This window comes from uncultured Phyllobacterium sp., assembly GCF_902479695.1.
Lineage (GTDB): Bacteria > Pseudomonadota > Alphaproteobacteria > Rhizobiales > Rhizobiaceae > Phyllobacterium > Phyllobacterium calauticae.
The window spans coordinates 1-20,235 of the sequence record NZ_CABSQF010000053.1; the positions used below are offsets into that span (position 1 = coordinate 1).

The 20,235-nt window shown below is 59.4% G+C and carries 16 protein-coding genes; 8 read left to right on the top strand and 8 right to left on the bottom strand.

Annotation, left to right across the window (positions count from 1 at the left end; translation table 11 throughout):
- Positions 1–225: 225 nt before the first annotated feature.
- The gene (locus RDL77_RS21795) at positions 226–1,167 is read right to left on the bottom strand and encodes a threonine/serine dehydratase (RefSeq protein WP_288194683.1); all 942 of its coding nucleotides are present in this window, start codon (positions 1,165–1,167) and stop codon (positions 226–228) included.
- Positions 1,168–1,459: 292 nt separating this feature from the next.
- Between RDL77_RS21795 and RDL77_RS21800 the strand changes: the two genes are divergently transcribed.
- The 8 genes from RDL77_RS21800 to RDL77_RS21835 all read left to right on the top strand — a co-directional run bounded on the left by RDL77_RS21800 (position 1,460) and on the right by RDL77_RS21835 (position 11,992).
- Entirely contained in the window at positions 1,460–2,449 is a 990-nt protein-coding gene (locus tag RDL77_RS21800; protein ID WP_288194684.1) for a substrate-binding domain-containing protein, read from the top strand.
- Positions 2,450–2,520: 71 nt separating this feature from the next.
- Positions 2,521–3,543 carry a galactitol-1-phosphate 5-dehydrogenase gene (locus RDL77_RS21805; protein ID WP_288194685.1) on the top strand — a complete coding sequence of 341 codons (1,023 nt, stop codon included), beginning with the start codon at positions 2,521–2,523 and terminating at the stop codon, positions 3,541–3,543.
- Between the two features lie 44 nt (positions 3,544–3,587).
- Positions 3,588–5,108 (top strand): ribulokinase, encoded by a 1,521-nt coding sequence (locus tag RDL77_RS21810; protein ID WP_288194686.1) that lies wholly within the window; start codon positions 3,588–3,590, stop codon positions 5,106–5,108.
- A complete protein-coding gene (locus RDL77_RS21815; protein WP_223616033.1) occupies positions 5,105–6,100 on the top strand; it encodes a sugar-binding transcriptional regulator in 996 nt (331 codons plus the stop codon). The genes RDL77_RS21810 and RDL77_RS21815 overlap by 4 nt, the downstream gene beginning before the upstream one ends.
- Complete coding sequence (locus RDL77_RS21820; RefSeq protein WP_288194687.1) at positions 6,090–7,586, top strand: sugar ABC transporter ATP-binding protein; 1,497 nt, start codon at positions 6,090–6,092, stop codon at positions 7,584–7,586. The genes RDL77_RS21815 and RDL77_RS21820 overlap by 11 nt, the downstream gene beginning before the upstream one ends.
- Positions 7,573–8,580, top strand: a complete 1,008-nt coding sequence (locus tag RDL77_RS21825) for an ABC transporter permease (protein WP_288194688.1) — start codon at positions 7,573–7,575, stop codon at positions 8,578–8,580. The genes RDL77_RS21820 and RDL77_RS21825 overlap by 14 nt, the downstream gene beginning before the upstream one ends.
- A gap of 41 nt (positions 8,581–8,621) precedes the next feature.
- Positions 8,622–9,581, top strand: a complete 960-nt coding sequence (gene deoC / locus RDL77_RS21830; protein WP_223616036.1) for a deoxyribose-phosphate aldolase — start codon at positions 8,622–8,624, stop codon at positions 9,579–9,581.
- Positions 9,582–9,592: 11 nt separating this feature from the next.
- Complete coding sequence (locus RDL77_RS21835; protein WP_288194689.1) at positions 9,593–11,992, top strand: aldehyde dehydrogenase family protein; 2,400 nt, start codon at positions 9,593–9,595, stop codon at positions 11,990–11,992.
- A 56-nt stretch (positions 11,993–12,048) separates the two neighbouring features.
- Here RDL77_RS21835 and RDL77_RS21840 read toward each other — a convergent pair whose 3' ends face one another.
- The 7 genes from RDL77_RS21840 to RDL77_RS21870 form a co-directional block, all read right to left on the bottom strand.
- Positions 12,049–12,984, bottom strand: coding sequence for an ABC transporter substrate-binding protein (locus RDL77_RS21840; RefSeq protein WP_288194690.1), 936 nt, complete (start codon positions 12,982–12,984; stop codon positions 12,049–12,051).
- 35 nt (positions 12,985–13,019) lie between these two features.
- Positions 13,020–14,069 (bottom strand): LLM class flavin-dependent oxidoreductase, encoded by a 1,050-nt coding sequence (locus RDL77_RS21845; protein WP_288194691.1) that lies wholly within the window; start codon positions 14,067–14,069, stop codon positions 13,020–13,022.
- Between the two features lie 41 nt (positions 14,070–14,110).
- On the bottom strand, positions 14,111–15,046 hold the full coding sequence (locus RDL77_RS21850) for an ABC transporter substrate-binding protein (RefSeq protein WP_288194692.1): 936 nt from the start codon (positions 15,044–15,046) through the stop codon (positions 14,111–14,113).
- 43 nt (positions 15,047–15,089) lie between these two features.
- Positions 15,090–16,895 carry an amino acid ABC transporter permease/ATP-binding protein gene (locus RDL77_RS21855; RefSeq protein ID WP_288194693.1) on the bottom strand — a complete coding sequence of 602 codons (1,806 nt, stop codon included), beginning with the start codon at positions 16,893–16,895 and terminating at the stop codon, positions 15,090–15,092.
- Between the two features lie 220 nt (positions 16,896–17,115).
- The gene (locus RDL77_RS21860) at positions 17,116–17,667 is read right to left on the bottom strand and encodes a GNAT family N-acetyltransferase (protein ID WP_288194694.1); all 552 of its coding nucleotides are present in this window, start codon (positions 17,665–17,667) and stop codon (positions 17,116–17,118) included.
- A gap of 18 nt (positions 17,668–17,685) precedes the next feature.
- A complete protein-coding gene (locus tag RDL77_RS21865) occupies positions 17,686–18,879 on the bottom strand; it encodes a M20 aminoacylase family protein (protein WP_288194695.1) in 1,194 nt (397 codons plus the stop codon).
- Positions 18,879–20,231 carry an LLM class flavin-dependent oxidoreductase gene (locus RDL77_RS21870; protein WP_288194696.1) on the bottom strand — a complete coding sequence of 451 codons (1,353 nt, stop codon included), beginning with the start codon at positions 20,229–20,231 and terminating at the stop codon, positions 18,879–18,881. Before RDL77_RS21870 ends, RDL77_RS21865 begins: the two co-directional genes overlap by 1 nt.
- Positions 20,232–20,235: the final 4 nt, after the last annotated feature.

The following is a 20,235-nucleotide window of genomic DNA, read 5'->3' on the forward strand; positions in this document are numbered from 1 at the left end:
CAACCAACCAAACAACCTTCCAACATAGCGCACTTCGCCAGGATCATAACCCAGAGCCTGAGCGCGGCCGCCCAAAGCCCCGGAAAGCAGTCAACCGGACTGTTTTAACACCCGAACGGGCAAAGCCACTCCACAAAACCAACAAAACCAGCTTCTAACAAAACACAAACATAACCCCGCCAAAAGCGGGGCTTTCGCCGTTCGAGGAATGCCGGTGCAGCCCTCTTAAAACTGCACAGCGCCAGTATTTGCGCCGCACAGGAGAACGCCAACACGTTCGTCCGGACCGGCAACGTATTTCTGCGCGAGAAGCGCGGCAAAGGCGGCGGCGCCACCGGGCTCAGCGACAATGCGCAGCCGCTCCCAAAGGGCGGACTGCGCAGCACGAATGTCATCGTCCGAGACGAGCACGGACTGCGCGACAAAATCCCGGGCAAACGGGAACATCAGTTCTCCGACGCGCCTGGGCGCCAGGGAATCGGCGGCGATGCCTTCCGTCGGCGCATCGACGGGTCTGCCTGCGCTGAACGCCCTGTGCAGGGTCGGTGCATCCTCCGGTTCGACAGCGACGATTTTGACGCGGCCGCAAAACCAGGCCGCAATCCCACCAATCAGGCCGCCGCCACCCACCGCGACCAAAAGGGTCGTGATAGCAGGCAGGTCCATTTCGATTTCCAGACCAAGCGTTCCCTGGCCGAGCAGGGTTTCCGGCTGATCGAAGGCGTGAACCGGCATTGCCCTGCGTTCCGCCACGAACTGCTCGCTCGCCGCCAGGGCATCGGCATACCGGTCTCCGGAAACAACCAGGTTTGCACCGTAACTGCGGATACGGTCCGCCTTGGCAGGTGCGGTGACGCCGGGCACGAATATGGTTGCGGGTATGCCAAGCCGCATGGCCGCGTAGGCGACAGCAGCACCATGATTGCCGCCCGATGCGGCAACCACGCCCGTTTCCGGCACTGGGCGGGTGAGCAGATTGGCAAAGGCGCCGCGCGCCTTGAACGAACCAGAGTGCTGCAGAAATTCAAGTTTGAAATCGACGCCGCGCGTCGGCAGGCCGAAGTCACCGAGATCGGCCCGTATGACCGGAGTATGCCGGATGTGCGGCCGGATGAGACGCTCGGTTTCAACAATGCGTTCCGGCGTGATCTGTATTGGGCTGGACATGGTGCGAACTCACGATGCAAAGAGCCGAGCTTAGAGCGCTCTCGCCTGCAAATGCAACTTTTGTGGTTTGCTGCAGATCCTTTGTTCACACTATTCCCTCTGCATTTGCCGGACAGACGCCGCATGGGACGGATGAATATCACATATATTTCAACTGCTTATTTGTTTTCTCCAGCGATCTTGTCAACCGCGTTGACTCATTCAGCAACTTCTGATTATCTAAAATAACAAATGAGCGATATTTGCTCAAATGTAGATTTAGCAGAAAAATGAGTCTTTGGGGAGGAAAACCATGCTCAACCGTCGCAGCTTTTTGTTCAGATTCGCCTTTGCCGGAACCGCCATTTCATTGGTGGCAGGTCTGGGCATGACCGCAGCCAATGCGGATGGCCTGAAAATCGGGTTCAGTCAGGTGACCTTGCAGTCGCCCTTTTATGTGCAGCTCAAGACAGGAGCGGAAGCGGCCGCCAAGGCCGGCGGCGATACACTGGTTTTCCTCGATGCCAACGGCGATGTCAGCAAGCAGAACAATGACATTCAGGATCTGATTACCCAGGGCGTGAACGCGCTGATCATCAACCCGGTCAATCCCGATGCGGTCGTGCCATCGCTCGAAGCGGCCGTTGCTGCCGGTATTCCGGTCATTACGGTTGACCGCAGCGTCAATGGCAAGGGCGTTACCGCTCATGTCGGCCGCGACAACAAGAACATGGGCAAGCTGGTCGGCGAAGCGGTTGTCGCGCGCCTGAAGGCTGACGGTGTCGAGAAAGCCAAGATCATCGAGATCCAGGGCGATGCCGGCGGCGCGGTCATGATGGACCGGCGCGACGGTTTTCACAGCGCCATTGAAGGGTCGGGTCACACCATCATCGAAGGCCCCTATGCGGAATACATCCGCGCCAATGCGGTCACCGCCATGCAGGATCTGCTTCAGGCCAATCCGGATGTGAAGGTTATCTATGCGCACAATGACGATATGGCGCTTGGCGCTCTGCAGGTCCTGAAGGAAAACAACCGCAGCGATGTGCTGGTTGCCGGTGTGGACGGTTTGTCGGAAGCGCTCACCATCATTGCCGACGGCGGCAATTATATCGGTTCGGCGCTGAATGATCCCAAATATCTCGGTGACGTGACAATTCAGGTTGCCCGCGAAGCGGCGGCCAAGAAGCCGGTTTCGTCCTTTGTCGATGCGGGCACGGCACTGGTAACGTCCAAGAATGTTGCGGATTTCCCCCGCGCCGGACTGTTTGCCGAATATCGCCCGCACGTTCTCGGCCAGTAAGGCCTCCTCCCGAGCCTGCGGAGCAGACCTGTTCCGCAGCTCCCATTATTATATACCCACAGGATACCATGATGCGTGCAGCAGTTCTCTATGCCCCGGGCGACATTCGCCTCGAAGACGTCCCGGAACCACAGATCAAGCCGGGACACGTGATTGTCCGCGTCGCGTCCGTGGGCGTTTGCGGGTCGGATCTACCGCGCATGCTGATCAAGGGCGCACACAGGATGCCGCTCATCTGCGGCCATGAGTTTTCGGGTCATATCACTGAGCTTGGCGAAGGCGTTGAAGGCTTTGACCTCGGCGAACTGGTGGCCATTCCGCCGATGCTGCCATGCTTCGAATGCGACCAGTGCCAGAAGGGGCAGTTTTCGCGCTGCCGTGACTACGATTATTTCGGTTCGCGCCGGGATGGCGCCTATGCGGAATTTGTCTGCGTTCCCGTTTCCAATCTTTTGAAGACACCAAAGGGGATTGACCCAAGAGCGGTCGCCATGACCGATCCCGCGTCGATTGCCATTCATGCCATATGGAAGGCTGGCGGTATCGGAATGGGTCAGCGCGGCGGCGTCATCGGCTGTGGCCCGATTGGCCTGTTTGCCATTCAATGGCTCAAGCTGATGGGCGCGAGCGATGTTGTTGCCGTCGATGTATCGGAGGAAAAGCTGGCCATGGCGCGGCGTGCCGGCGCAACACACACATTCCTGTCCGGTGCGGACATTCCCGCCAACCTGCTTTGCGATACGATTATCGAAGCCGCCGGACATCCGTCGTCGATCAACATGGCGGTGAAGATGGCCGCACCGAGCGGTCATGTGGTCTTCATCGGCATTCCGGTTGCGGAGGTAACCCTGGACAACAAGACATTCCAGCATTTCCTGCGGCAGGAGGTATCGCTGCATGGCTCGTGGAATTCGTTCGGCGCGCCTTATCCGGGACCGCAATGGACGGTGACGCTGGAAAAGCTGGGATCCGGCGCACTGGAATGGGAATTCATGATAACCCATGATCTCGACCTTGCCGAGTTGCCGGGAATGTTCGAAAAGTTCCGGACTGACAGGAGCGTGTTCTTTTCGAAGGTCATGTTCCGGCCCTGAAAGAACTCGGGAAGAGGCAGGGAATCGAGGGAGGAGACGGCAGGATGACACTTGTCCTGAACTTTGATCTTGGCACGGGAGGAGTCCGCGCCGGTGTTTACGATGTCGAGCGCAGGACCATGCTCTCGCTGTCGGAAGCCAGCTATTCCACCATATATCCCCGTGCAGGCTGGGCAGAACAGCAACCCGAGGAATGGTGGAATGCGCTTCTGAGGGCTGGCCGTCAGGCCGTCGAGCAATGCGGATCGACTGAAATAGCTGCGGTTTGTGTTGCCACGACTGCTTCCTCCGTTGTGATTTGCGACAGGGAAAGCACGCCGCTTTATCCGGCCATTCTCTGGATGGACTGCCGGGCGGCCAAAGAGGCTCGCGCCACGGAAAAGGTTGATCATCCCGTCATGGCCTATAGCGGCGGCGGCGATGCCGTCGAATGGCTGGTTCCCAAGGCGATGTGGCTGGCCGAACACGAACCAGCCATCTTTGCCGAGGCTGGTATCATTTGCGAAGCACTGGATTTCATCAACTACAGGCTGTGCGGCGCGTGGGTAGGCTCGCGCATGAATGCCGCCTGCAAGTGGAATTATGATTCAAAGAATGGCACGTTTGTTCCAGAGATCTATGAAGCGCTCGGTATTCCCGCGTTGCAGGACAAGCTGCCGCAAAGGATCGTTCCGGTTGGCGATGCTATCGGATCATTGAAACCGGACGTTGCCGCAGCCCTTGGCATCGCTTCGCAACCGCTTCTTGCCCAGGGTGGCATCGATGCGCATATCGGTGTGCTTGGTGCGGGAACCGTTGCTGCGGGTGGAATGCTGATCATCGGCGGGACATCCGTCGTGCATCTGACACATCTGAAGGAACAGGGGAATGTCACCGGCTTCTGGGGACCTTATCCCAATGCACTCGTCGATGGGTTGTGGCTGGTGGAGGCGGGGCAGGTTTCGGCCGGGTCAATCCTCAACTGGTTCAGCAGCACGATTTTCGGATTGGACGAGCAGGGCCACCGCGATCTGATCCGCCAGGCGTCCGTGGTTTCGGCGCAGGATTCAGGCCTTTTGACGCTCGATTATTGGATGGGCAACCGCACACCCTACCGGGATGCGGATCTGCGCGGGGCAATCCTCGGCCTGTCGCTCAGTCATGATAGGGCAGACATCTATTCCTCGGCGGTGGATTCCATTGCGCTTGGTTCCGCCAATGTCGTTGCGGTTCTGGAAGAACGCGGCGTTTCCGTCGAGCGGATCGTCATGGCTGGCGGCATCTGCAAGAACCCGCTGTGGTTGCAGGCGACAATCGACGCCATCGGCCGACCCGTTCACGTGGCGAGTGATGACAATCTCTCTCTCATCGGAACGGCCGTGTGTTCCGCCCATGCGCTTGGACTGTTTCCCGATCTCATCGCGGCCTCGGAAGCCTGCGCTGCTCCGGCACGGGAAGTGCAGCCTGACCCCGTGCGCAGCAGGCGCTATCGGGATACGATGGCGCTCTATCGGGATACGACCGAAACATTGACACCGGCGCTGCATGCATTGAGCGCAAGGCAATTGGCGGGGGCTGTACAATGAGCGACGCACGGATCAATCCATCTGTCCGGTTGCCTTCCGACGAGCAGCGGGAGCACCTGATGGTGCGCGTCGCCAAGCTTTATTATGATCTTGAGCGCACCCAGAGCGAGATTGCCACGGAACTCGGTCTGACGCGATGGCAGGTAGGGCGACTGCTCATCGAAGCCAAGGAATTGGGGGTTGTGCGCATCGAGATCACGCCGCGCGCCTATCGGCGGACGGAGCTCGAGGTGCGCCTGCAACAGGAATACGGCCTGCGCGACGCCATCGTCGTCCCATCGGGCGGAACGACGGATTCAGCCCTTCTCATGGAAAGTGTGGCGCAGGCAGCGGCGAAATACCTGGCCGGCCTTAATCCCAAGGCCGATCTGATCGGTGTCTCCTGGGGCCGTACGATGTCCGCGGTTGCCAAATTCCTGCCGAACAACTGGAACCCGGGCGTGCATGTGGTTCTGGTGAACGGCTCGACGAATTTGCGTTCAACGTCAACCCATACAAGTGCTGTTGCGGAGGAATTCGCCAAGGCAGGCAACGGCATCGCCACGCTTTTGCCGGTTCCTGCCATATTGGGCAAGAAAAGCACCCGCGAAGTGCTTGAAGAAGATCCAATCATCGAGCGCGTTCTCAAACTTGCGATGCAGGCGGATGTGGTCTGTTTCGGCATGGGCGGCATTACACACGAATCCGTGCTGCTCAGTTCCGGTTATCTTGAAGAGGCCGATATCGACCGGCTGAAAGATGCGGGCGCCGTCGGAGACATTCTTGGTCGTTTCCTCGACAAGGATGGCAACATCGTTGATCAGACCATTGACGACCGCACGGTTGGGCTTCGGCTTGATTACCTCAAGACCAAGCAGCGTTCGATCGGGGTCGTTGCGGGCGAGGAAAAATTGCAGATAGCCCTGGCTGCCTTGAAGGCTGGTTTTGTCTCGGTCATTGTTACCGACGAAGCCACGGCCCGCTATGCATTGGAGGCCGCAAGTGACGACTGATGTTTTGACCGTCCAGCAGGTGTCGAAGAAATTCCCGCCCAATATCATCGCCCTGGAGTCGGCTTCGCTGAATGTCCGTGCCGGAGAGGTGCATTGTCTTCTTGGCGCCAATGGCGCCGGCAAATCGACACTGCTCAAGATCATAGCGGGAGCTTTCCGCCCGACCGACGGTTCGCTTCTGCTGGATGGCAAGCCTGTTGACCTGCATTCTCCGTCTCAGGCCGCGCGGCTTGGCATTTCGATGATCTATCAGGAACTGGATCTTGTCCCGCAACTGACCGTCGAACAGAACCTGTTTCTCGGCCATGCACCGGGCCGGTTTGGATTGATCAATCACAGGGAGCGCCGGGAACGGGCAGCCGCAGCGTTGAAGCGCGTAGGCGCGCATTTCAAACCGGAAGCGCGGGTCGAGACCCTGTCGGTCGCCAACCAGCAACTGACCGCCATTGCCCGCTCGCTGACCATGGATGCCAAGATCATCATCATGGACGAGCCATCGGCATCGCTCAATGAAACCGAGCTTGAGAGCGTGTTCAAGGTCATTCGCGAACTCGTCAGGCAGGGGGTTGCCATACTCTATGTCAGCCACCGGCTGGGTGAACTGCGCGAAATCGGCGACCGGGTCACCGTATTGCGCGGTGGCAGGACCATCGAGACATTCGACGTCAAGAGCACCGGGGATGGCGCATTGGTGGAAGCGATCATCGGCAAACAGCGCTCGCTGATCGAACGGAAAACCCGCGAACCGGTGACCGGCGATGTCGCGCTCCGCGTCAACCGGCTGCGCGGACCGGAAGGACTTGATATCAGCGGTCTCGACGTGCGCTGGGGTGAGGTCGTCGGCTTGACCGGGCTGAATGGCTCCGGTCGTACTTCGTTCCTCAAGTCCCTCTTCGGCGCCAACCGTTTCGATGGCGACATCAAGCTGGAAGGCAAGTCCTTCCATCCGCGTCACCCGGCTCACGCCATCCGCAGCGGTATCGGCCTGGTGCCGGAAAACCGCAAGACGGAAGGCCTCGTCCTGCACGCTCCGATCTACAAGAATGCAACACTGCCATCCATGCGCGAGAGCTGGCTGACGCGCCATTCGCTGCAAAAGCAAAAGACGGCGCCGGTCCTGAAAAGCCTGTCGACCAAATATGGACGGCCGGAGCAGGCTGTCGTGCAGCTTTCCGGCGGCAACCAGCAGAAGGTCGTCCTGGCAAAATGGATCATCAATGGCGCGCGCGTGCTGCTTCTCGATGAGCCCAGCCGTGGCCTCGATATCGGCGCCAAGGCAGATCTTTACAATCTGGTCGACAGGCTCGCCCGGGAAGGGGCTGCCGTCATTGTCGCCAGCAGCGAGCTCGATGAGCTTTATGCCGCCTGCGACACGATCTGGGTCTTTCATGAAGGCCGCAACATCGGCAAATACGATCCCTCGGTTGCGGACCGCGACGCAATATTGAGGGCAACAATTCTGGGTGAAAATCATGTCCAACACTGAAACCGCCTTGCCGCCAGCCGATACGCCGGCATTCGGCAAGCGTCTTGTCGATCTGGCGATCGAGTACAACTTCATCGTCATCTTTCTGGCAGTGGTTGTTATCGCGACCTCGCTGTCGAGCAACTTCCTGACCTTTACCAATATTGCCAATCTGTTTCAGCAGGCTGCGGTTGTTGGCGTGGTCGCCATCGGCATGACCTTTGTCATCCTGACCGGCAATATCGATCTGTCTGTCGGCAGTGTCGTCGCGCTTTGCGGCATGCTGGTCGCCGTGCTGATGTCGCATGGCTTTGATCCTTTCGTGGCCGTCGCGATAACGGCACTCGTGGGGACGGCCTGCGGCGCCGGCATGGGGGCGATCAGCGCGCTTGCCCAGGTGCCGAGCTTCATCGTGACCTTGGCCGGGCTCGTCTCGTTCCGTGGCATCACCTATCTGATGACCGACGGTGTACCCGTGAGCGGTCTCCCGCAGGGTTTCGCGTCGATCAGCTCGACGATGATCCCGCTTCTGCCCGGCTTCTCCCTGTCATCGATGGGTCTGATCTTCGTTGTCCTGTGCATTGTCGCCGGGCTGGTGCTGCGCTTCACCGTGTTCGGCGAATATGTCTTCGCGACGGGCGGCAATCCCGAAGCAGCACGGCTGTCCGGCCTGCCGACCCGGTTCATGATCACGGCGGTTTTCGCGGTGTCAGGGGTCATGGCAGCATTGGGCGGTATTCTTCTGACATCGCGCCTGCGCATCGGCCAGCCTACAGCGGCGCAGGGGCTTGAGCTTGACGCCATCGCTGCAGTTGTGCTGGGTGGTACAAGTCTTTTCGGTGGACGCGGCGGCGTGCTCGGTACGTTTTTTGCCGTGATGCTGCTGCAGGTTCTCCGCAACATATTCAATCTTCTGGGATTGGGCTCCTTCTACCAGATGACTGTCACCGGTATTATCATCGTTGCAGCCATCCTGCTCAATCGCTTCATCGATCATAGGAAGGGTCGGGGATGAACACGCAACAACCATTGGTCCAAAAGGGCACGGAAATCCAAATGCCACATTCCCACGCGCGCAATACCGGTACGAAACTTCTGCCGGACTGGTTCGAGGACATCGCGGTCAACCGTTCGGCAACGGAGCGCCGGGCGGCAACACTGACCACCAGGCGAACGGTCAAGAAGGAGTATCAGGCAGCCTGGCTCGTTAAGGCGATCACCTGCATCGACCTGACGACTCTTGCCGGCGACGATACGGCGGGCCGCGTCCGCCGCCTGTGCGCCAAGGCGAAAAAGCCGGTGCGTGATGACATTCTGGAAGCGCTCGGGCTTGCCGATGCGCATATCACAACCGGTGCGGTCTGCGTCTATCCGACGATGGTTCCCCATGCGGTCAAGGCGCTGGAAGGTTCGGGCATTCCCGTTGCATCCGTTGCTACAGGGTTCCCCGCTGGCCTGACACCGCTGCCGCAGCGCCTGGCCGAGATTCACTATGCGGTGGGTGAGGGTGCCAAGGAGATCGATATCGTCATCACACGCGAACACGTTCTCACCCAGAACTGGTCGGCGCTTTATGATGAAATTTCCCGGATGCGCGAGGCTTCGGGCGAGGCGCATATGAAAGCCATTCTGGCAACGGGCGATCTCAACACGCTGCGCAATGTTTACCGTGCGTCGATGGTTGCGATGCAGGCCGGTGCCGATTTCATCAAGACGTCGACCGGCAAGGAAGATGTCAATGCCACGCTTCCCGTCAGTCTGGTGATGCTGCGCGCCTTGCGAGACTACGGCGAGCTTTCCGGCCAGACCGTGGGCTTCAAGCCTGCGGGCGGCATGAAGACGGCTAAGGATGCCATGAACTGGCTGATCCTGATGAAGGAAGAATTGGGGTTGCCGTGGATGCAGCCGGATCTGTTCCGGCTCGGAGCCAGCTCGATGCTTGGCGATATCGAACGGCAGCTGGAACATTATGTGACGGGTCGCTACGCCGCGTCTTCGCGCCACGCACTCGCTTGAGGAACAGGAATATGGGACAGATCAAGGATATTCTTCGCACGATGGAATATGGCCCGGCACCAGAGAGCAATACCGACGTCCAGAGCTGGCTTGATGCCAACAAGGCGGGTTTTGGTCACTTCATCAATGGCAAGTTCACCGGCACCGAGGGCCGCGAGACATTTGCAGTCATCAATCCGGCCAATGATGCCGTTCTGACGAAGGTGGCACACGGCACGGCGGCCGATGTCGATGCGGCCGTGAAGGCAGCCCGCGCGGCCTTCGGCAAATGGTCGAAGCTGCCCGGTCACGAACGCGCCAAATATCTCTACGCGATTGCCCGCCATATCCAGAAGCGCGAGCGCTTCTTCTCAGTTCTGGAGACCATGGACAATGGCAAGCCGATCCGCGAGACCCGCGATATCGATATTCCGCTGGTCGCCCGGCATTTCTACCATCATGCCGGTTGGGCAGAGATGGTAGAAACAGAATTCGAAGGCTTTTCACCCGTGGGTGTCTGCGGTCAGGTGATCCCGTGGAATTTCCCGCTGCTGATGCTGGCGTGGAAAATCGCGCCGGCGCTTGCCGCCGGCAATACGGTTGTTCTCAAACCTGCCGAACTGACACCGCTGACAGCGGTTGCCTTCGCCGAAGTCTGTCATGAAATCGGCCTGCCCGCCGGTGTCGTCAACATCGTTCACGGCGATGGCGCGACGGGTGCAGCGATCTGTGGCCATGACGATATTGACAAGGTGGCCTTCACCGGTTCGACCGAAGTTGGCCGTATCATCCGCGAGCAGATTGCCGGTTCGGAGAAGAAGCTGTCGCTGGAACTGGGAGGTAAATCGCCTTTCATCGTGTTCGAAGATGCTGATATCGATGGCGCTATCGAGGGCGTGGTTGATGCCATCTGGTTCAACCAGGGTGAGGTGTGCTGCGCCGGTTCGCGTCTTCTCATCCAGGAAGGCATTGCCGAGCGGTTTTATGCAAAACTGCGCAAGCGCATGGAAACCCTACGGGTCGGCGATCCCCTCGACAAGACCATGGATGTCGGCGCGATTGTCTCCAAGGGACAGCTGAAGCGCATTACATCGTTGGTCGAGCAGGGCAAGGCAGAGGGCGGTACGCTCTGGCAGGCGCCGGTAACGCTGCCCAGCAAGGGTGCATTCTTTGCGCCGGGCTTCTTCACCGATGTCGAGCCGGCGTCGACCGTATGCGAAGTGGAGATTTTCGGACCGGTTGCCACCGCAACGACGTTCCGCACGCCGGATGAGGCCATCGCCCTTGCCAACAACACCAAATACGGACTGGCAGCATCGGTCTGGTCGGAAAACATCAATCTGGCCCTCGACATGGCCGCCCGCGTCAAGGCGGGTGTGGTCTGGATCAATTCCACCAACCTGCTCGATGCGGGTGCCGGTTTTGGCGGGTATCGCGAGAGCGGTTATGGCCGCGAGGGCGGGCGTGAAGGACTCTACGAGTACCTGACCGCCGATTGGGAGAAGCGTCTGCCAGCCGGTAAGGCCGAACAGGCATTCAAGCCATCGGCAGCGCCGGATGGCGAGGCGAAAATGGCGCTTGGTGGTTCAATCGATCGCACCATCAAGAACTATATCGGCGGCAAGCAGGCTCGCCCCGACGGCGGTTACAGCTATTCGGTCGTCGGCAAGGGCGGCCAGATCATCGGCCAGGCCGGCATCAGCAATCGCAAGGATATCCGCAATGCCGTGGAAGCGGCTGCAAAGGCTGGTTCCTGGGGTGGTGTCACGACGCATAACCGGGCACAGGTGTTGTACTATCTCGGCGAAAACTTGAGCGCGCGGCAGGCCGAGTTTGAAGCATTGCTGGTGGAGAGCACCGGCGTTTCAGCCAAGGTGGCAGCTGACGAGTTTGCAACCGCGCTTCGCCGCATATTCTATTATGCCGCTCAGTCCGACAAATATGACGGCGCGGTGCATTCCACCAAGTCACGCCATGTGACCCTGGCGATGAACGAGCCTTGGGGTGTCGTCGGTATCGTCTGCCCGGACGACCAGCCGTTGCTGGCGTTCATCTCGCTGGTTCTGCCAGCCATTGCCATGGGCAACCGTGTCGTGGCCGTACCATCCGCCAGGCATCCGCTGCTCGCAGCCAATCTCTATCAAGTGCTGGACACCTCGGATGTTCCGGGCGGGGTAGTGAACATCGTCACTGGTGAGCGCGATGTTCTGGCCAAGACTCTGGCTGAACACGACGAAGTGGATGCGCTGTGGTACGTGGGCTCGAAAGAGGGCAGTGCGATGGTTGAAAAGGCATCGTGCGGCAATCTGAAAGCCACCTGGGTCAACAATGGCCGCCAGCGCGACTGGGCGAATACGCAGCAGGGGCAGGGCAAGGATTATCTGCGCCGCGCCGTCCAGGTGAAGAACATCTGGGTTCCCTACGGCGAATGAGCCAAACAAAAGGCCGCACCGGTTTATACCGGTGCGGCCTTTCGATGTGAACGGTCTCAGCTCTTTGGCAGACCGGGCGGGTTGGTGGTTGCCTTGTCGATGGCTTCCGAGCCAAGATTCCAGCGATCGAGCACCTTTTTATATTTGCCGTCGGCGATGACGGCGTTAAGCGCCGTTGTGACACCGTCCGCCACGCCGCTGCCTTTGCGGGTGGTTACGGCCACTTCAGCGGTGATCGGCCAGCCACCGCTGACGGTTCCGACGAGCTTGGTCTTGCCGTTGACAGCAGCCTTATAGGCCTGCGTTGCGTTCACGCTGAAGACGGCGTCGGCACGGCCGGATTCAATGGCCAGATATTTGACAGCGTCGTCGTCATAATACTGGACTTCGATGGGTTTTAGACCCTTGGCGATATTTTCCTTGTCCCAGGCCAGCAGGATTTTCTCCTGATTGGTGCCGGCATCGGTAATCACCTTGAGCCCGGCAATATCCTTGGGTTCTTTGATGGCCTTGATGGCACTGTCCGCCTTGACGTAGTAGCCAAGCTCATCCTTGCGATAGGTGGAGAAATCGAACTTCTCCTTGCGCTGTTCCGTAACCGTGACATTCGAAATCACCGCATCGAACTTGCCGGATTCAAGCCCAAGCGGCCAGTCGGCCCACGCGACCGGTACGAGAACCAGCTCGCGTCCGAGGCTGTCCGCCACCAGTTGGGCAAGATCGACGTCAAAACCGACAACGGTGGTGGCGTCGCTGGCATAGGTGCTGAGCGGCGGGTTAGACGGGTGCAGCCCGATGGTGAGCTTGCCGTCGCTGACGAATTTGAAGTTTTTGGAGACAGCTTCAATTGCCTTCTGGTTTTTCTCGGCCCGCACGCGGTCTTTCTGGTCCGGGCTGAGATCGAAGCCGTCCCCGGCTGCAAAGGCGAGATGGGTCGTGGCGGCAATAAATGCCCCGGCCACAAAGGATAGAAGTCGCAGTCTGGTTGTCATGGATAACCCCTTGAGTGTGGTTTGTTGGTTGATCGTCAGCGCCGTGCCCCCGCACTGATGCGCACGGGCTGATTGCCCCAGCCGATTTCCGGAGCGATGTGGGAGATGAAATCGGAGAGGATTTGCTGATATTCGTGCTGTTGGAACTCGTAGGGCAGTTCCAGCCGCAGCTCCCCGACGCGCGCAACAATCGGGTCGTTGAAGAGCTGTTCGAGGATCTGCTCGGATGTTCCGACAAGATCTTTGGGGAACAGTGTACGGCGGTCACCCTGTGGCTTCAGCGTGCGCTCATGACGGCTTGCCGCATAGTCAGCATACTTCTTCCGGGTACCAGCATCCGCGCTGTCAGTCGGGACGATGACACGTCCAAGCGACACGCGGCGGAAGACGCCGTCGAGATTGTGATGGTACGCGTCGAGCTGACGACCCTGGGCTTCGTAGAAATCATCGGTGTTTTCACCGGCGGTTACATTGCCGATCATGAGATTGAAGCCATTCCTGCCGGCCCATCCCACGGATCGGAGCGATCCGCCGCCATACCAGACCCGGTGGACCAGGCCCTCGGCATGCGGTTGCAGGCGCGGCCGTTGCGGCCCGCCCGGCGTTGCGATGAATGTCTGGGGATCGGCGAGAAATTCACCGCGCAGATTGTCGGCGAAGCGAATGACGCGCTCGTGGGAAAGGTCGTAGTCCTTCCAGTTGCCGTCAAACACCCGTGGGCCGAGCAACTCCGCATGGGCTGGCGTACCGGCACTCAGGCCGATGTTGAGTCGCCCCCGTGCCAGAACATCAACGGTCGACAGATCCTCGGCGAGCCGGTAGGGACTCTCATAACCGATCTGGATGACGGCTGTCCCCAGTTGGATGCGGCTGGTGCGCTGGGTCGCCGCGGCAAGAAACACGCCCGCGGAGGATATGCCATGCTCAAGGTGGCGCTGCCGCACCCAGCCGCTATCAAATCCCAGCTTCTCGCCGAATTCCAGCAGTTGGAGCGTATTTTCCAGTCCTTCATATGGATTGTCGTCCCGGTAATTACCCGGTGTGAGGAAGCCGACGTGCTTGATGGCGAGGGATGTGGTCGTCATGGGAAAAGCCCTTGTTGCTTGTTCGTGAACCAGCCGTGGCGTCAGATTTTCGGCAGGCCGGGCGGATTGGTCCGCGATTTGTCGAGGGCTTCGGGGCCGAGTTTCCAGCGTTCCAGCGAATGGGCATATTTACCGTCGGCGATCAGTTCATTGATTGCTGCGGTCAAGCTATCGGCAATACCGCTCCCCTTGCGGGTGGTGATTGCAACGTCGGCGATGAGCGGCCATCCGGCATTCACCGTTCCCACCAGTTTGATCTTGTGATCGATCGCCGCGCGATAGGCCTGGGGCGCATTGGGATTGAATTCCGCATCGGCCCGGCCCGACTGGATGGCAAGCGCGCTGACCGCGTCATCGTCATAATACTGGAGCTCGACAGGCTTCAGCCCTTTTGCCGCATTCTGCTTGTCCCATTCGAGCAGGATTTTTTCCTGGATGGTGCCCGATCCCGTGATGATCTTGAGCCCGGCAATATCCTTTGGCTCCTTGATCGATGTGATCGGACTATCGGCTTTGACGTAGAAACCATGCAGGCCGAGGCGGTAGGTGGAGAAATCGAATTTCTCCTTGCGCTGCTCCGTGACGCCGACATTGGAAATGACGGCATCGAACTTTCCCGATTCCAGGCCGAGTGGCCAATCCGCCCAGGCAACCGGCACCAGTTCCAGCTTCCTGCCCAAGATATCGGCAATCAGCTGGGCGAAGTCCGGATCATAGCCGACCACAGTCTTGGCATCCGTTGCGTAGGCGCTGAGCGGCGGGTGCGCGACACTGATGCCGACGGTCAGCGTATCGTCCCTGACGAATTTGAACGTCGCGGGAATCGAGGCAATGACCTTTTCGCTCTTTTCAGCACGGATACGGCCACTCTGGTCGGGGCTGAGGTCAAAGCCTTCGGCGTGAACCATGGCGAGACCGGAAACGGTGGCGATAAGCACCGCCAGAGCGAAGGAGATGTGGGATGGGCGAAATATCATGCTGCTTTCCTCGGATATGTTCATGCCGGAACCGGCGCTGGGGTTAGAGAACCTTGGCCAGAAATTCGCTGGTGCGGGCATTCCTTGGCCGGTTCAGGACCTGTTCGGGCGCCCCTGTCTCAATGACCTTGCCGCCATCCATGAAGATCACCGTGTCGGCCACTTCCCGGGCAAACCCGATCTCGTGGGTGACGATGATGAGGGTCGTGCCGGAGCGGGCCAATTCCTTGATGACATCCAGCACCTCGCCGACCAATTCGGGGTCGAGTGCGGATGTCGGCTCATCGAACAGCAGCACTTTCGGCCGCAGGGCCAGCGCCCGTGCAATCGCCACGCGCTGTTGCTGCCCGCCGGAGAGCTGCCGCGGATAGGCGTCGATCTTGTCGCTAAGGCCGACGCGGGCAAGCAGTTCCCGTGCGAGGCTGATGGCTTCCGGGCGGGTCAGCTGGCCGAGTGACACCGGTGCCTCGATGATATTCTCGAGAACGGTGAGGTGGGGGAACAGGTTGAAGCTCTGGAACACCATGCCGATGTCGGCGCGGCGTTTGAGAATGTCCTTCTCCTTCAGCTCATAGAGTGTCCGGCCGCTTTTGCGATAACCCACCAGCTCGTTGTCCACGGTGATGAAACCGTCGTCGACGCGTTCCAGATGGTTGATGGTGCGCAGCAGGGTGGACTTGCCGGAGCCGGAGGGGCCGAGGATCGCGGTGACGCTGCCTGCCTTGATGTCGAGCCGGATATCGTCGAGCACCTTAAGCTGGCCAAAGCTTTTGGAAACGCCCTGAATTTTTACCGATCCCGGCGCCCGCCAACTGGCAAGAGGTATGCTGCGGTCGCTGGTTTTGGCCGCGGCCGTATTTTGCAGGGCGGACACGGTTACGCTCTGCGGACGGGCAAGAATCGGGGCACCGAAGAGCCGGCGAAACAGTTTGCGGAAAATCGGGGCGGGAGGATTACGTAGGGCACCCTTGGAGAAGTGCCGTTCGATATAGTGCTGGGCGACCGACAGTACGGTCATGATGATCAGGTACCAGACCGTTGCCACCATCAGCAGCGGAACCACTTCGAGGTTGCGGCGATAGATCACCTGAACCGTGTAGAAGAGCTCCGGCAGGGCCAGCACGTAGACCATGGATGTGCCCTTGGCCAAGCCGATGATCTCGTTGAATCCGGTGGGAAGAATGGTGCGCATGGCTTGCGGCAGGACGATGCGGAAAGCCTGCCGGCGCCGGGGCAGGCCGAGCGCGGCCGCGGCTTCAAGCTGGCCTTGGTCGACGGACAGGATACCCCCGCGGATGATTTCAGAGGAGAAAGCTGCCTGATTGAGGCTGAGACCGATGAGCGCCGCTGCAAAAGGACTGAGGATCGAGATGGTCGGATATTCGGCAAAGAGAATATCCGTGTAGGGCACGCCGATGCGCACCGTCGCATAGAGATAGCCGAGATTGTTGAGGATCAGGAGCAGCACGATCAGCGGGATCGAGCGCAGAAGCCAGATATAGGCCCAGGACAGACCTGACAGAAGGGGCGATTTCGACACACGGGCCAGTGCAAGCGCTGTTCCCAGCGCGAAGCCGAGAATGGTTGCGAGTACGGTCAGCAGGAGCGTGCGTGCCAGGCCGGCCAAAACGGGAGCCGAGAAGAACCATTCGGCAAACACGTTCCATCCCCATTTCGGATTGGTCAGAATGGATTGAAGCGTGACAGCAATGATCAGCGCGGCAAACAATGTTCCGAAGAAACGCGCCGGGTATTTCGCTTTCACAATCCTGTAGTGGGTGTAATCCTCGGTTGTGGCGGCGGGCGGCTGGATAGAATGCGTAGCCGAATAGTCTGCTGTAATCGCCATGCTTGCAAATTCCCCTGTGCAACACTTTTCAGTCGAGCGAGTCCGTATCGGAAAATCTTCTGCGGGCTCGTATTTTACTCGACTGATTTAGTAGTGTTTAAGCGAAACAGTCAAAGACGACGGACTGCGAAATCAAAGGGGTTAGAGAAGCATTGTTGCAAAGAACCGGGTTTATTGAGCATGAAATCCCACGGTCCGGGCAATCATGATACCGGTGAAGTCACCCGGCCTGACGCAGAAGGTTACGGTCTGACGAAACAGAAGCGGGAACCTTGGACAACTGTGCCGCCAATGCACTGATATCCTTCTCGAAGGGCAGGTGCCGATAGACTTCCGGATCGGCATTGACATCGAAAAGAGCGGTATATCCCGAACGCAGATACAGTTCCTTTGCCTCGGGTTGGCGGAAGCCGGTGGTCAGGTAAATCCGCGTGTAGCCCTGGCGCGCAGCCTGTTCTTCAAGTTCGGTCACAACCTTGCGCGCAAGGCCCTGCTGGCGCAAATCCGCATGGGTCCAGATGCGTTTGAGTTCGGCTGTCTGCTCGTCATAGCGTTTGAACGCGCCGCCGCCGATGGTTTGCCCGTCGCGGATCAGGAGCAGAAAGGCGCCGTCCGACGCGGCGAAAAGCTCGGCCGGGTAGCGGCTCAATTCGTTGCGCGCCGGTTCACCATAAAAGTTGCCATAGCGCGTTTCGTATTCGATGATCAGAGCTTCGATCAACGGTTGGGAGCGTTCATCGTTTGGTGTCGTGTAAACAAAAACATCAGTCATGATTGTCTCGCGTTCTTGTCAGATGGGCCTGTCGGAGGGATTCCTGGCGAGATAGGTTTCGGTCAGCTTCACCCAGTAACGGGCGGCTGACGGCAGGATCTCGTCATTGAAATTGTAGAGCGGACTGTGCAGCGGAGCGCTGTCGCCATTGCCGAGGAAAAGATAGCTTCCCGGTGTTTCCTGCAGCATGAAGGCAAAATCCTCGCTGGCGGAAATCGGCCGGAAATCCTTCTCGATCCGCGCGTCGCCGAAGTGTTCAAGCGCCACGTTTCTGGCGAACGCCGTTTCATCGGCATGGTTGACCAGCACGGGATAGCCGCTGGGATATGCCACCTCGGCGACAGCGCCATAACTTTCGGCCTGCGCTTTCGCCAGCGTGGTGAGGCGGGACTTGATGGCTTCCCGCACTTCCTTGCGGAAAGTGCGCACCGTCAGCTCCAGCTCGACACTGTCGGGAATGACATTGGGAGCGATACCCGCGTGAATAGTGCCGACTGTAATCACCGCGGCGTCGAGCGGATCGATATTGCGGGCGACAATGCTTTGCAGCGCCATGATGAAGGAGGCGCTGGCGACGACGGGATCAATGGTTTCCTGCGGGCGGGCGCCGTGGCCGCCCTTGCCGATGATGCGGACGGTGACCTTGTCGACCGAGGCCATCGCCGGGCCGTTGATGAACCCGAACTGACCGGTGGGAACACCCGGCCAGTTGTGCAGGCCGAAGACGGCGTCGCAGGGAAAGCGCTCGAACAGGCCATCGCGAACCATGCTGCGGGCCCCGGCACCGCCTTCCTCGGCCGGCTGGAAGATGACGTTGAGGGTGCCGGAGAAGTCACGCGTTTCGGCGAGATAGCGGGCGCTGGTCAGAAGAATGGTGGTGTGCCCGTCATGGCCGCAGGCATGCATTTTTCCGGGTATGGTGCTAGCATAGGGCAGGCCCGTCGCTTCGACGATCGGCAGGGCATCCATATCGGCGCGAATGCCAAGCCGTTTGGGGCCGTTGCCGTTTTGCAGTGTTCCGACAACCCCGGTTTTGCCAATGCCCTCGGTGACCTGATAGCCCCAGTCGCGCAACCGGCCGGCAACGAGCGCGCTGGTGCGGTGCTCGTTGTAACCCAGTTCGGGATTCCGGTGCAGGTCGTGGCGAAGAGGGACCATCTCATCGAGATAGCCGCTGATTCTTTCCTCAACCGGATCCGCCTGCCGGCCCATCAGAGTGCCGTCTCTTTGATGGGTTCCTTTGTGGCCCGATGGGCTTTGGTGTAGCGGCTTTCGCGGAAGGGCAGGCCGAGGTTTTCGCGCAATGTCGCCCCGGGAAGCACCCTGTTGTGATAGCCGCGCTCCTCGAGCAGCGGCAGCACGTCGCGCGTAAAGTCCTCGAGCCCTTCGGTCAAGATCTGGAAGCCGAGAATGAACCCGTCGGCCGCCTCGGTTTCGACCCAGCGGATGAGTTCGTCGGCGATCTTCTGCGGTGTGCCGGTGAAGGCATTGCGCGGCGTTGTGACTTCCAGCGCAACCTCACGCAAGGTCTGGCCTTTTTCCCTGGCATTGCGCTTGATGCGGTCCGTGGTGGAGCGAAAATTGTTCTTGCCGATATCGCCGAGTTCCGGGAACGGCGCATCAATGGGATAGGCGCTGAAATCGTGATGGTCGAAGAAGCGCCCGAGATAGGCAAGCGCCTCTTCAACGGTCACGAGATCGCGGATGACACGGTACTTTGCCTCCGCTTCGTCCTCCGTTGCACCGACGATGGGCGCGATGCCGGGGAAAATCAGGACATCGCCCGGCTTGCGGCCGTGCGCGACCGCACTTTGTTTAACCCGGCGATAGAAGGCTTGCGCCTCCTCGATCGGCGCGTGGTTGGTGAACACGCCGTCCGCATGCTTGCCGGCGAGGTCGATGCCGTCGTCGGACGATCCGGCCTGGAAAATGACCGGCTGTCCCTGTTCGGAACGGCTGATATTCAGCGGGCCCTCCGAGTTGAAGAACCGGCCATGATGGTTCAGGCGATGCAGCTTGGTCTTGTCGAAGAACTGGCCCGTTTCGCGGTTGCGGACAAAGGCGTCATCGTCCCATGAGTCCCACAAGCCCTTGACCACTTCGAGATGTTCGTCCGCAATCTCATAGCGCAGGGCATGGTCGGGATGGTCGCGGCCGTAATTCTTGGCCGAGCCTTCAAGCGGCGATGTCACGGCGTTCCAGCCGGCGCGGCCGTTGCTGATCTTGTCGATCGAGCCGAACTGCCGGGCAACGGTGAAGGGATCGCTGTAGGAGGTCGAGACCGTGCCGACGAGACCGAGTTTCGAGGTTGTCGCGGCCAGTGCGGACAGAATGGCAATCGGTTCGAAACGGTTGAGAAAATGCGGGATGGATTTTTCGTTGATGTAGAGCCCGTCAGCGACGAAGGCAAAGGCAATGCCTGCCTCCTCGGCTTTGCGGGCATTGCGTACAAAGAAATCGAAATTGACGCTGGCATCAACAGGCGAATTCGGGTGTTTCCAGGAATTCATGTGGCCGCCGGCACCCTGCAGCATCACACCGAACGGAATGGGTCGCTTGGACATTGTT

Excerpts from the sequence above, each read along its gene's own strand:
- RDL77_RS21810 (WP_288194686.1), top strand. The coding sequence starts at position 3,588 with ATGACACTTGTCCTGAACTTTGATCTTGGCACGGGAGGAGTCCGCGCC.
- RDL77_RS21850 (WP_288194692.1), bottom strand. The coding sequence starts at position 15,046 with ATGATATTTCGCCCATCCCACATCTCCTTCGCTCTGGCGGTGCTTATC.
- deoC (WP_223616036.1), top strand. The coding sequence starts at position 8,622 with ATGCCACATTCCCACGCGCGCAATACCGGTACGAAACTTCTGCCGGAC.
- RDL77_RS21840 (WP_288194690.1), bottom strand. The coding sequence starts at position 12,984 with ATGACAACCAGACTGCGACTTCTATCCTTTGTGGCCGGGGCATTTATT.
- RDL77_RS21795 (WP_288194683.1), bottom strand. The coding sequence starts at position 1,167 with ATGTCCAGCCCAATACAGATCACGCCGGAACGCATTGTTGAAACCGAG.
- RDL77_RS21845 (WP_288194691.1), bottom strand. The coding sequence starts at position 14,069 with ATGACGACCACATCCCTCGCCATCAAGCACGTCGGCTTCCTCACACCG.
- RDL77_RS21835 (WP_288194689.1), top strand. The coding sequence starts at position 9,593 with ATGGGACAGATCAAGGATATTCTTCGCACGATGGAATATGGCCCGGCA.
- RDL77_RS21825 (WP_288194688.1), top strand. The coding sequence starts at position 7,573 with ATGTCCAACACTGAAACCGCCTTGCCGCCAGCCGATACGCCGGCATTC.
- RDL77_RS21865 (WP_288194695.1), bottom strand. The coding sequence starts at position 18,879 with ATGGGCCGGCAGGCGGATCCGGTTGAGGAAAGAATCAGCGGCTATCTC.
- RDL77_RS21870 (WP_288194696.1), bottom strand. The coding sequence starts at position 20,231 with ATGTCCAAGCGACCCATTCCGTTCGGTGTGATGCTGCAGGGTGCCGGC.
- RDL77_RS21805 (WP_288194685.1), top strand. The coding sequence starts at position 2,521 with ATGCGTGCAGCAGTTCTCTATGCCCCGGGCGACATTCGCCTCGAAGAC.
- RDL77_RS21855 (WP_288194693.1), bottom strand. The coding sequence starts at position 16,895 with ATGGCGATTACAGCAGACTATTCGGCTACGCATTCTATCCAGCCGCCC.
- RDL77_RS21800 (WP_288194684.1), top strand. The coding sequence starts at position 1,460 with ATGCTCAACCGTCGCAGCTTTTTGTTCAGATTCGCCTTTGCCGGAACC.
- RDL77_RS21815 (WP_223616033.1), top strand. The coding sequence starts at position 5,105 with ATGAGCGACGCACGGATCAATCCATCTGTCCGGTTGCCTTCCGACGAG.
- RDL77_RS21860 (WP_288194694.1), bottom strand. The coding sequence starts at position 17,667 with ATGACTGATGTTTTTGTTTACACGACACCAAACGATGAACGCTCCCAA.